We start from the raw sequence: 12022 nt of genomic DNA on the forward strand, positions 1-12022 counted from the left end.
GTGGTGAGATCACGAGTTTTCGGGCCCGCACGCGGGGAGGCGCGCGGGTGACAGACGCGGAACAACGGGCCTGCGGCACGCGGATCCGCCCCGGGGCGGGCGGTCGCGCGAAACGCAACCGGCGCGGCGTCAGGTGCTCTTGCCGCCGCGGCGTCCCGGCATCGCGAACGGCCGGAACCGGCGCGGGCCGTACAACCGGCCCAGCAGCTCGTCGAGTTCGCTCAGCAACTGCCAGGCGTCGTGCGGCCGCCGCGCCGCCGCCGGGAGCGTGCAGCCCCGAGCGAAGCGCAGCAGCGGCTTGGGTGCCTCCGCGTTGAGGAGGAACGTCATGCAGTGCGTCGCCATGTAGATGTCCGTCGACTGGTCCGGCGGCTGCTTGCCGGGCACCTCGGGCGGATACATCTCCGCGTGGCGGTCGAGCATCGCGGGCACGTGCTCGGTCGCGGCGCCGTAGCGGTCGTCGGGACCGCGCTCCAGAAGCGTCGCGTAGCACCAGTCGACCAGCACGAGTCCGTGCTTCTGGGGGTGGATCAGGACGTGGTCGGGCAGCACCGCGCCGTGCACGACCCCGGCGCGGTGTGCGTAGCCGAGCGCGACCAGGAGCCGCCGCCACATCCATGCCACGTCGCGCGCGTCGAGGCCGTCCGGGTACGCCTCGCGCACCTCGGTGAGCGACACGAACCCGCGCACCCGCTCGATCACGTTGGCACGCCGCTCGCTTCCCGACGCCGCGTCGCGGTGCCGAAACGCCTCGATCAACTCCGGTACGTAGGCGGCGTATTTGCGGTCGCCCTCGCGCGCGATGCGGGCCAGCGCGGTCGCCTCACGCTCCATCAGGTCGTTGTCCGAGACCGCGCGCGGCATCTTCAGCAGCGCCCGGACCTCGGCCCCGTCGGCGTCGGCGTACGTCACCTTGTAGAGCGCGGCGATGTCGCCCCGGGCGCGCTCGCCGCCCACGGAGTACGCGCGCTTCCTCGTGGTGATCACCACCTGACGGCCCGTCACCCCGGTGATGGTCTGCTGGTAGCGCAGCCACAGCTCGGAGAGCCGGGTGAACACCGCCTGGGCGGCGGCCTTCCGGCCCTCGGGCACCGTGTCGGGGTGCAGCAGCCGGGCCAGCGCGCGGTACATGCGCCCTCCCGAGCGCAGGCACGCCTCCGGGGTGCCGTCGTACGGCCCGAACAGGTCCTCGGGGGCGTCCGCCCCGCCGACCAGGTCGAGAGCCTCCTCAAGGGTCGTGGGGATCGCGGGAGTTGTGGTGCCGGGCGTGCCTGTCACTGGTTTTCCTCCCGTGACGGACGCAGCAGCGCCGGGTGCAGCAGACGCGCGCCGCCGGCTCGGTAGAGCCGGGCGCGTCGGCCGCCGCGGGCGCCGCCGCGGGCGGTGGTGGTGTCCGTGTCCTCGACGAGTCCGGGAACGGACAGCACCTTGCGGTGGAAGTTGCCGGCGTGCAGGGGTTCTCCCCACACCGCCTCGTACACCTCGCGCAGTTCGGTGATCGTGAACTCGGGTCCGGCGAACGCCGTGGCGAGCGAGGTGTATTCGAGCTTCGCCCGGGCGCGCTCAAGGCCGTCGGCCAGGATGCGGGCGTGGTCGAAGGCCAGTTCGGCCGGATCGAGCGTGTCGACCGGCAGCCAGGCCGCCGCGGCGGCGTCACCGCCCGCGGTCGCGTCCGGCAGGTCGGGGGCGAAGGCCAGGTAGGCCACGGACACGACGCGCATGCGCGGATCGCGCCGCGGCGCCCCGTACGTGCCCAACTGCTCCAGGTGCAGGCGGGGCAGGGCGCCGAGCGGCCCGCCCGTCCCACCCCCGTGCGCGGCGAGGCCGGTCTCCTCGGCGAGTTCGCGTACCGCGGCCGCGTCGAGGTCCTCGTCCTCGGCGGCCCGGACGAATCCGCCCGGCAGCGCCCGGCACCCGGCGAACGGCATGGCGCCGCGCCGGATGGTGAGCACGTGCAGCGCCTTGCCACCGCCGTCGGCCCGCTGACGGATGGTCAGGGCCACGACGTCGACCGTCACGGCGATCGGCGCGAACGCCCTCGGGTCGTACGCGGCCAGCCATGCGCGCTCGCTGTCGCTGTCCGGCTGTCCGACCGTCGTCATGTCCCGTTTCCCGCCCGTTCAGTTGTTCTCTAACTGAGAATTTCTGGTGTCGAGAAGAACCTACACGGCGGAACGGACAACTGCGACAGGGTTTTCCCTCACCCGGGAGCGCTCGGCTGTGCGCCCCCTCGGACGGAGGCGGCCGGGAGTCGGGGACGACGGCCGGTCGGGCATGCCGCGAGGCCGGTCGGGCGTGCTCGGTGGGGGGCGCGGCGCAGCGGGGCGGCAGGTGGTTGGACGGCTGGGTGGCGGTGGAGGGGCAGTTGGTGGCTGGGCGGCGGTGAAGAGGCGGTGGGCGGCCAGGTGACCACGCGGGCCCGGTGGCCGGGTGGCCGGGTTGGTCGGGTGGCCGGGTGGCCGTGCGGCCCGGTGGCCGAGTGGCCCGGTAGCCGAGTGGCCGCACGGCAGGGTGGCGGGGTGGCCGAGTGGCCCGGTGGCCGCCGGTCGGGTGGCGCGGTCGCGACAGCGTGGACGCCGACGCCGGCCGGGGCACGGGCCAGCGAACAGTGCGGCGAACGACCGGGGTGCTGTCCGCCGGTTCGTCCGCGCCGATTCGGGCGTCGCCCCGGTGCCGGGGCGTCGGGGCGGTCTGGTAGGCAGGACCCGCACGCGTTCCGGGCCGGGTGGCTGCGCCGGCGGTTCGGGGCCGCGGTCCGCCCGTTCCCGAAGGAGTCGCCCCACCCATGGCCTGGTACGAGTCGCACTTCGCCGGGTTGCCCGTCGCCCACCTCCCCGAGGTCTCGCACCCGAAGGCAACACGCGCCGACAACGCCCGGGCCCGCCGGCCGCAAGCGCCGCCGCCGGCCGCCGCCGACGCCGCATGGGCGCTGCGCGTACCGGGCTACCAGCCGAGCGAGAGCTACGACGCGCACTTCGCGCGCTTCGTGGAGACCGTCCGGACCGAGGACGTCTCCGCCATAGTCATCGGCACCTGGGGCGAGTACGGGGAGAGCTCCGCCAACGCGATCCGCCTGCTGTGCGAGCACGCCGACCGCCTCCCGAAGCTGCGCCACCTCCACCTCGGCGACATCTCGTCCGAGGAGAACGAGATCTCCTGGATCCAGCAGAGCGACATCACCCCGCTCCTGACCACATTCCCGACGTTGCGGACCCTGGTCGTCAAGGGCGGCGACGGGCTCGTCCTCGACCCGGTCGGCCACCCTGCCCTGCGCACGCTCGAATTCCAGTCCGGCGGCCTGCCGGGCGGGATCCCCCGGGCGCTCGGCGCGGGCGCTTTCCCGGCCCTGCAAAGCCTCGAACTGTGGCTCGGTGTGGAGAACTACGGCGGCGACACGACCGTCGCCGACCTGGCCGGCATCCTGCGCGGCGACGGCCTCCCGGCGCTCACCGAACTCGGCCTGATGAACAGCGAGATCCAGGACGAGATCGCCGCGGCCATCGGCTCCGCGCCCATCGTCTCCCGGCTGACCGCCCTCGACCTGTCCATGGGCACGCTCGGCGACGAGGGCGCCGAGGCCCTGCTGACCGGCCAGCCGCTCACCCACCTCGCGCGCCTCAACCTGCGGCACCACTTCATCGGCGAGGCGATGCAGCGCCGCCTGCGCGACGCGCTCCAGGGGGTCGCCCTCAACCTCGACGACCCCGAGGAGGCCGAGGAGTGGGGCGACGGCCAGGAATGGCGGTACACGGAGGTCGCCGAGTAGCGGACGCCCGGACCGCCTCACCCCCACGGCTGATCGATCGGCAGGAACACCACGCATGGGCATCCACAACTACCTCGAACACTTCGGCGGCCTCCCGGTCGCCGACCTGCGCCACTCCTCCTCGTCCGAGTCCAGCGCGGTCCCCGGGACGCAGCCGCCGGAGCGGTACCGGCGGACGACTCCGCCGTACGGCATCTCCCCCGGCGAGTACGCACCCGATGCGGTCGCCTGGCGCCTGCGCAGCCGCGTGTGGGACGACGACCCCGAACTCACCGAGATCTACGAGTACTTCCTCGACACCGTCGACACCTCGAAGGTCACCGCGCTGATCGTCGGCGCGTGGGACGAGGACATGTCCGAAGAGAACCCCCTCGTGGGCCGCCTGGCCCGCGACGCGCACCGGTTCCCCGCGCTGCGCCACCTGTTCGTCGGCGACGTCGTGCAGGAGGAGTCCGAGATCTCGTGGATGACCCTCGGCCCGGTCACGCCGCTGCTGGAGGCGTACCCGCTGATGACCGAACTGGGCGTCCGCGGCGTCGAGAACGCCCCGGCGGAGTCCCCCGCGTTCACGCCGATGCGGCACGAGCACCTGCGCCGCCTGCGAATCGAGAGCGGCGGTCTCGCGGCGCGCATCGTACGGGCGGTCGGGCTCAGCGACCTGCCCGCCCTCGAAGAGCTCGAACTATGGCTCGGGGCCGCCGAATACGGGGGCGACGCGAGCGTGGACGACCTCGCCGACCTGCTGACGGGGGCGCGCGTACCGGCACTTCGCCATCTCGGGCTGATGAACAGCGAGTTCCAGGACGAGATCGCCGAAGCCCTGGCGGGCGCACCGGTGACCGCCCGCCTCGAATCGCTCGACCTGTCGATGGGGATGCTCGGCGACCGCGGCGCGGAGGCCCTGCTGACCGGCCAACCGCTGGGCCACCTCCGGGAGCTGAGGATCCGTCACCACTTCGTCAGCGACGCGATGACGGAACGGCTCCGCGCCGCCCTGCGCGCGGCCGGTGTCACGTCCAATGTCTCGCCCACCGGCGACCCGCGGAACTGGGGCGACGGGCGGTACATCGAAGTGTCGGAGTGAGCTGGGACGAGGCCACGGACGACCCCTGAACGACCCGTGCCGGCGAGGCCCCGCGACAGCCATGCGGCCGCGCCGGCACGGATGTTCGGTCAGGCCTTGTGTGCGAGCAGCCCGTAGCAGGACACCTGCACCGGGTCCTGCGGGGCCGCGCCCGGGTCGGGCTTCCAGTCCGACACGTCCACGACGCCCGGTTCCGTGATCTCCCAGCCGTCCGGCACGAGGGCGGTGAACGCGGCCCGCGACCGCGTCTGACCGGCGATCCCGGACTTGTGGTACGCCTCCTCGATCGCCGCCCAGCCCACCGGGTCGTAGTCGGGGGTCGCGTGCGACAGGCCGAGGTAACTCCCGGACGGCAGGCGGTCGGTCAGCCGCCTCAGGATCTCGGCGGGCTTGTCCTCGTCCGGCACGAAGTGCAGGACGGCCATCATCAACACCGCGACCGGCCGGTCCAGGTCGAGCGTCGAGGCGAACGTGGGGTGGCCGAGAATCGACTCGGGATCGCGCCCGTCCGCGTCGATGTAGGCGGTGGCACCGGTCGGACTGCCGGACAGCAGCGCCCGCGCGTGGGCGAGCACGATCGGGTCGTTGTCGACGTACACGACGCGCGACTCGGGGGCGACCGCCTGCGCCGCGTCGTGCGTGTTGCGGCCCTCGATCGGAATGCCGGTGCCTATGTCGAGGAACTGCGTGATCCCCAGGCCCGCGAGGTGGCGCACCAGCCGCAGCAGGAACGCGCGGTTCTCCTGCGCGGTGACCCGCACGTACGGGAACGCGGCAAGCGCCTGCTCGGCGGCCGCGCGGTCGGGCGGGAAGTTGGTCTTGCCACCCAGATAGAAGTCGTACATCCGGGCCGAGTGGGCCCGGGAGACGTCGACGCCGGGCGGAGTCCAGCCCTCGATGAGCGCGTTCTGCTCAGGAGTGCGGTCGAATGCGGAACTTGCCACGGTCTACCCCCGTTTCAAAAGCCGCGCACTCGGACCGACGCCACGCACGCGCGTTGCGGTGGACAACTCGCAGGTCATGCTACTGAAGAGTCGGCCGGCCGCGGCACCCGTCGCGTTGGTGTCGCGCCGTGTTCGGTCGCTGGCGGTGCGTCAGAACGCGGGCACGGCAGGCCAGTTGCCCGCAGTGAGTAGGGAGGCCGAGGCGGACCGCGGAGCTGCCGACGGTACGGAAAACGCGAGGACGAAGACGTGGAGCGCGAGGGACGCCGCCGCTGTTCACCGGGGCGTGGACCGGACGTCGGTGCCGTGCAGCAGGATGGTCCGCGACGGGCGCACCGGAGAGGGCTGCCGGGAGTCGCCGAGGCGGAGCGGACAGGCGCGGGGGGTGGAGCGATTGAACGGGACGGTCACCGTCGTGGGCAACCCCGGGCACCGGCGCGTCGCCGGTTTCGAGGCCGCCGCGGCCGCCGCCGGGTTGCCGCGGCCGCACCTCGTCGCCTGGGCGGACGTCCTGCGCGGCGCCGAACTCGCCTTCCCCGCGGGGCCGGTGCGCCTCGACTCGCCCGGCGAGGATCCTGCCGTGCACGCCCTCCTCGGCGGACCCGCCGACCCGCAGCGGGTCGAGGGCGGCGCAACACGGCACGCGGCCTTCCTGGGCGCGTTGGACCGGGTGCACGCCGCCGTCGCCGCCTCCCCCGGCGCGTGGCTCGCCAACGACCCCGGTGACGTCGCCGTCATGTTCGACAAGGCCCGCGCCCACGCGGTGCTCCGCGACGCGGGCGTCCCCGTACCACCTGGCCTCGGCCCGGAGGGGCGCGGCGTGCCGGTGCGCTCGTACGCCGAACTCCGCGGCCTGATGCGCGCCGCCCGCCGCCCCCGCGTCTTCGTGAAGCCGCCGCACGGTTCGTCGGCATCCGGCGTCGTCGCGCTGGAGACGGCGGCGAGCGGACGGGTGCAGGCCACGACGTCCGCCGAACTCGTGCGCGGCGCCTCGGGCGTCGAGCTGTACAACTCGCTGCGGGTCCGCAAGTACCGCGGCGAGGACGAGGTCGCGGACCTGATCGACACCCTGTGCGCGGACGGCGTGCACGTGGAGGCGTGGCTGCCGAAGCTCACCCTCGACGGCCTGGCGGTGGACCTGCGGGTGCTGGTCGTGGCGGGGCGGGCGACCCACGTCGTGGCGCGCGGCAGCCGTACCCCGATGACCAACCTCCACCTCGGGAACGCGCGCGCCGACCTCGCGGCGGTGCGCGCGGCCGTCGGGGAAAGCGCCTGGCAGGAGGCAATGACGACGTGTGTCCGCGCGGCCGGGTGTTTTCCCCGTACGCTGCACGTCGGCGTCGATCTCCTCTTCGCGGTCGACCGGCGCCGCCACGCCGTCGGCGAGGTCAACGCGTTCGGAGACCTGCTGCCGGGCGTGCTGCACCGGGGACGGGACACGTGGGGGGAACAGGTCCACGCCCTGGTGGATGGATGGCGCCCGCGCGGACCGCAACGTCCGGCGGGACAGGCTGCACCAGACGAGGACCGACTTCCGTGCCCGACATGACGACCCCCTTCCCGCCGAACCACGGCAACGACGACGCGGAAGGCCCCGGCTCCGGCCCGGCCCCCGGCCCCGGCTCGCCGCCCCGACCTGCGCCCGTCGGCCCCGCGGCGCGGCCCGGTTCCGCCGCGGACCCCGACATGAACGAGGTCGTCGGCCACCACGACCTGCTCATGGTCACGCTCGACACCCTCCGGTACGACGTCGCCGCCGAACTCGCCGCCGCCGGACGCCTGCCGAACCTCGCACGCGTGCTCCCCGACGGCCGCTGGGAGGCCCGGCACACCCCCGGCAGCTTCACGTACGCCGCGCACACCGCCTTCCTCGCCGGGTTCCTCCCCACGCCCCTCGGCCCGGGCCCGCACCCGCGGCTGTTCGCGGCCCGCTTCGGCGGCAGCGAGTCGACCGCGCCGAACACGTGGGTCTTCGAGGAGTCCGACCTGCCCGCGGGCCTCGCCCGCGCCGGCTACCACACGGCGTGCATCGGAGGCGTCGGGTTCTTCAACAAGCAGGGCGCCCTCGGCTCGGTGCTGCCGGGCATGTTCGCGGAGAGCCACTGGGACCCGGAGCTGGGCGTCACGTCCCCGATCTCCTTCGAGGCCCAAGTCGCCCGCGCCGAGCGGGTGGTCGGCGCGCTGGACACCGACCAGCGCCTGTTCCTGCTGGTCAACGTCGCCGCGTTGCACCAGCCCAACTGGTTCCACACCCCCGGCGCCACCGCCGCCGACGGCGACACCCGCGCCACCCACTCCGCCGCCCTCGAATACGTCGACCGCCACATCGGCCGCCTCTTCCGCGCGATGAGCAGCCGCCGCCCGTGCTTCACCATCGTCACCTCCGACCACGGCACCGCCTACGGCGAAGGCGGTTACACCGGCCACCGCCTGGGCCACGAGGTGGTCTGGACGGTGCCGTACGCTCATTTCACCCTCAACCCCGGCGAGTGGTGAGGCCGCACCGCCGCCTACCCCTCTGCCCCCGCCGGATTCTTCTCCTCCCACGCACAGCACATCGCCGTCCGACCGCGTTTCAAGTTGTGCAGGCTCCCCAGAGCCGACAACAAGAGAGGCTCGGATGCGCTTCGAGGACTTCGCCACCGCCCGCATGCCGTCGCTGCTGCGGTACGCCTTCATGCTGTGCGGCGACCGGGAACTCGCACGCGACATGACGCAGGAGGTGCTGATCCGGGCGCTGGTCAAGTGGCGCCGGATCGAGCGCCTCGACCGCCCGGACGCCTACGTGCGCACCATGCTCACCAACGAGTTCCTGTCGTTGCGCCGCCGGAAGGCGGTCGCCACGGTGGCCCTCACGCACGACGCGCTCGACGGCCCGGCGGCGCCGGCCGTGTCGCCCGACAACGGGTTCGCGGAGCGCGGGGATCTGTGGCAGCGCCTCGGCACACTCCCCCGCCGCCAACGCGCAGTGCTGGTACTGCGCTACTACGAGGACCTCTCCGATGCCGAGATAGCGGACGTCCTGGGCTGCGGTGCCTCGACCGTCCGCGCGTACGCGACCCGGGCGCTGGCCACGCTCCGGATCGACATGACCAGGACAACCCTGCTCGCAACCGGAGACGGAGAAGGCCGATGACCAGGCAAGACCTCGACCACCTGCGGCAGACGCTGGCCGAACGGGCGGAGGACGCACCGACGGAGCTGGGCTTGCTGGCCTCGGTCATGGCCGCGGCGCCGGTGCGGCGCAAGCGCAGGAACCTTCAGGCCGCAGGGGCGGCCATGGCGGTGATCGCCGCGGCGGTCACCGTCCCGCTGGTCCTGGGCGGAGGGGGCACGCCCACCCGGAACGAGCCGTCCGCCCCGACCCCCACGGCGCAACCGTCGACGCCCGCGGGCCCGGTGATGCTGCCCGCCGCGCTGGCCCCGGGGACGCGCTACGGACTCCTTGAGGACGGGTTCGTCGGTACGACCCAGTTGATGGAGATTCGCGGAAACGATCTCACGGATCTGGGCGGCCTGGTGATGGTGTACGCGCCGGGCACGTTCGATCCCGAGCCGTACAAGAGTGGCGAGCCGGTGACGGTGAACGGTCTGCCCGGACGCCTTGTCACCGGGTCGTTCCATACGGACGGACGATTGGCCCCGCAAGGCACTCCCGCCGGCCCCGAGACGACGGTCGAGTCGAGACTCGCCTGGCAGAGCCCCGACGGCCGGTGGTTGGTCTACCGGGGCCTTTCACCGGCGACTCGTGAGGGGATGCTGCGGGGCGCCGAAGCCGTACGCCTGGACGCGCCGCGGGAAGCGCGCGTCCCCATGGCCATTCCCGACCCGCCCGCTCAGGCGCGCGTGGAGGCGTCCCGAAGCCAAGGAGGTCTCGTGGCACTCACGTACGTCACCGGGGAGGCTCCCGTCATGGGCCCGGGCGCCGACATCCTGAGCGTCGAGAACGACGCCGCAACGGGCTTCGTTATGATCATGCAGCCGCGTGCCGGTTTGGAGCACGCGATCCCGCAAGACGTCGCGCCGGTCCGGCTCGGTGAAGCCGACACGTGGTACACCGAGGACCCGGAGAAGTCGATCGTTTCGTTCGGGCCGAACCAGTCCGGCATGCTGATGGCCACGGACAAGTGCGTGGGCAGCATCCGGGTGAAGAACACGCAGGAGATCTCCAAGGCCGCCATCGAGGCCTTCGTCGCCGGCATCGATTTCGGGGATTGCACCGACCCCGCCAGTTGGTCGGCTCTGCAACGCTGAGCCGACGGGGGTCTCGCGCGGCAGGGCGTGAGATCCGGGTTCCCGGCTCCGGGTTCCCGGGTTCCCGGCGCTGGGCTCCGGGTTCGGGGTTCGGGGTTCCGGGCTCCCGATTCCGATTTCGAAGGAATCTGCGCGCCGGCGCAGCAAATCGGCACGCTCGGCGCATCCCCTTCTACGAGGCACCGTGCAGTGTCCGGTCAGAGGGGGGACGGCGGCATGGAGTTCGAGGAGTTCGCGGCGGTGCGCACTCCGGCGTTGCTGCGCTACGCGTACATGCTGTGTGGGGACCGCGAGCTCGCCCGGGATCTGACGCAGGAAGTGCTCATCCGGTCGCTGGTCAAGTGGCGGAGGGTGTCGCGGGCGGAGCACCCCGACGCGTACCTGCGGGCCATGCTCACCAACGAGTTCCTGTCGCTGCGCCGCCGCAAGGTCGTGGCGACGGTGGCCGTCCCGTACGACGGGATCGCGGAGCTCGGGGCGAAAACCGCGTCGCCGGAGGGTGAATACGCGGAACGCGCCGCGATGATGCAGCGGCTCGGGACCCTGCCGCGGCGCCAGCGGGCGGTCGTCGTGCTGCGCTACTACGAGGACCTGTCCGACGCGCAGATAGCGGAGATCCTCGGCTGTCGGGAGTCGACCGTACGCGCGTACGCCGCCCGGGCGTTGGCCGCGCTCCGGGTCGAGATGGCACCGAGGCCGAAACTGGCGGCACAGAGCGGAGGCGGCTCGTGAACACGTACGACACCGACGATCTCCGCCGGATGCTCGCCGCGGAGGCCGCCGAGAACTCCCCCGAAATGCTCGGCATGGTGCCCTCGGTCGTGGCCGCGGCCCCGGCGCGCCGGAAGCGGAACGCGTTCCAGGCGGCGGCCGTGGCGGTGGCGGTCGTCGCCGCGGCGGTGGCCGTACCGCTGGTCGTGGACGACGGCGGCAAGCCGACCCGGCACCTGCCGGCCGCCCCGACCGCGCCACCCGCGCCGAGTCCGGTCGTGCTCGCCGCCACGGTGGAACCGGGGCACGGATTCGTGGTGCTCGGCGAGGGGTTCATCGGCACGACGCAGCAGCTCAACGTCCGGCCGGAGGCCGTCGACCCCTCGTATGGCTCGGCGTTCATCTCGGTGTTCGCGCCGGGGACCTTCGACTTCGCGCCGTATGCGGTCGGCGAGCCGGTGACCGTGCAGGGACAGCCGGGGTACTACGTCGACCGGTTCCCGTTCAAGGTCCCCGCGATTCCCGAGGGCGACATCGAGGACAAGCCGGACGACCCCGCCGGGGACGGGCTCAGCACGCAGTACGACACGCGGGTGGCGTGGCAGGACCCGTCCGGGTACGGGCTGGTTCTGACGCAGTTCGACCAGGGCTACCGCGACCAGGCCATGCGTCTGGTGCAGGCGGTGCGGGTCGCGCCGCGTCCGGCGACCGCGCCGGTGGCGTTCTCCGACGTGCCGGGAGGGGTGCGCCTGGAGATCGCCCGTCTCGGCAGCACGACCGCGCTCACGTTCGTGAGCGGAGGGACTCCTTCGCACCGGACCAACGAGCACGTGATCCTGGCCGAGGACGCCGCCGGTGTCGAGGGGTTCACCCTGATCATGCAGCCGCGCCCGGAGATGAACCATGCGGTGCCGACGGACGTCCCGCCCGTGCGCGTCGGCGAGGCGAACATCTGGTACCAGGAGGATCCGGCGAAGTCCGTGGTGTCGTTCGGGCCGAACCAGTCCGGCACGCTGATCGCCACCGACACGTGCGTGGGGAACATCTGGGTGAAGGACAAGGCGCAGATCCCCCGGGCGGCCGTCGAGGCGTTCATCGCGTCCATCGATTTCCGGGACTGCACGAACCCGGCCACCTGGGCGCCGTTGCAGCGCTGAGGACACGGGCAGGCAGGGGACGGGCAGAGGCCCGACCCCGCGCGGGGGCTGTCGGGCCCTCCGCGTAGGGTCGGGCCGTCCGCGTCCGCACGTGTCGCCCTCGCTG

General features: G+C 72.8%; 11 protein-coding genes. 8 read left to right on the top strand and 3 right to left on the bottom strand.

Translation table 11 applies throughout. From position 1 onward, the window contains the following. Positions 1-129: 129 nt before the first annotated feature. Positions 130-1278 carry a molecular chaperone DnaJ gene (locus ACRX5S_RS23170; protein WP_436774974.1) on the bottom strand — a complete coding sequence of 383 codons (1149 nt, stop codon included), beginning with the start codon at positions 1276-1278 and terminating at the stop codon, positions 130-132. Then, positions 1275-2102, bottom strand: coding sequence for an NUDIX hydrolase (locus ACRX5S_RS23175; protein WP_436774975.1), 828 nt, complete (start codon positions 2100-2102; stop codon positions 1275-1277). The genes ACRX5S_RS23170 and ACRX5S_RS23175 overlap by 4 nt, the downstream gene beginning before the upstream one ends. A 683-nt stretch (positions 2103-2785) precedes the next feature. Here ACRX5S_RS23175 and ACRX5S_RS23180 point away from each other — a divergent pair. Further along, positions 2786-3766 (top strand): STM4015 family protein, encoded by a 981-nt coding sequence (locus ACRX5S_RS23180; protein WP_436774976.1) that lies wholly within the window; start codon positions 2786-2788, stop codon positions 3764-3766. Between the two features lie 55 nt (positions 3767-3821). Beyond that, on the top strand, positions 3822-4850 hold the full coding sequence (locus ACRX5S_RS23185) for an STM4015 family protein (protein ID WP_436774977.1): 1029 nt from the start codon (positions 3822-3824) through the stop codon (positions 4848-4850). 89 nt (positions 4851-4939) lie between these two features. Here ACRX5S_RS23185 and ACRX5S_RS23190 read toward each other — a convergent pair whose 3' ends face one another. After that, positions 4940-5794 (bottom strand): SAM-dependent methyltransferase, encoded by an 855-nt coding sequence (locus ACRX5S_RS23190; protein WP_436774978.1) that lies wholly within the window; start codon positions 5792-5794, stop codon positions 4940-4942. Between the two features lie 385 nt (positions 5795-6179). Between ACRX5S_RS23190 and ACRX5S_RS23195 the strand changes: the two genes are divergently transcribed. From ACRX5S_RS23195 to ACRX5S_RS23220, 6 genes are all read left to right on the top strand, one after another. Further along, positions 6180-7343 (top strand): STM4014 family protein, encoded by a 1164-nt coding sequence (locus ACRX5S_RS23195; protein ID WP_436774979.1) that lies wholly within the window; start codon positions 6180-6182, stop codon positions 7341-7343. A gap of 137 nt (positions 7344-7480) precedes the next feature. Then, a complete protein-coding gene (locus ACRX5S_RS23200) occupies positions 7481-8290 on the top strand; it encodes an STM4013/SEN3800 family hydrolase (RefSeq protein WP_436775192.1) in 810 nt (269 codons plus the stop codon). A 124-nt stretch (positions 8291-8414) separates the two neighbouring features. Beyond that, entirely contained in the window at positions 8415-8930 is a 516-nt protein-coding gene (locus tag ACRX5S_RS23205; RefSeq protein WP_436774980.1) for a SigE family RNA polymerase sigma factor, read from the top strand. After that, positions 8927-10048 (top strand): hypothetical protein, encoded by a 1122-nt coding sequence (locus tag ACRX5S_RS23210; protein ID WP_436774981.1) that lies wholly within the window; start codon positions 8927-8929, stop codon positions 10046-10048. Before ACRX5S_RS23205 ends, ACRX5S_RS23210 begins: the two co-directional genes overlap by 4 nt. Before the next feature lie 216 nt (positions 10049-10264). After that, the gene (locus ACRX5S_RS23215; RefSeq protein ID WP_436774982.1) at positions 10265-10780 is read left to right on the top strand and encodes a SigE family RNA polymerase sigma factor; all 516 of its coding nucleotides are present in this window, start codon (positions 10265-10267) and stop codon (positions 10778-10780) included. Beyond that, on the top strand, positions 10777-11916 hold the full coding sequence (locus ACRX5S_RS23220) for a hypothetical protein (protein ID WP_436774983.1): 1140 nt from the start codon (positions 10777-10779) through the stop codon (positions 11914-11916). The genes ACRX5S_RS23215 and ACRX5S_RS23220 overlap by 4 nt, the downstream gene beginning before the upstream one ends. Positions 11917-12022: the final 106 nt, after the last annotated feature.

Source organism: Yinghuangia sp. YIM S09857 (assembly GCF_051388915.1).
GTDB lineage: Bacteria > Actinomycetota > Actinomycetes > Streptomycetales > Streptomycetaceae > Yinghuangia.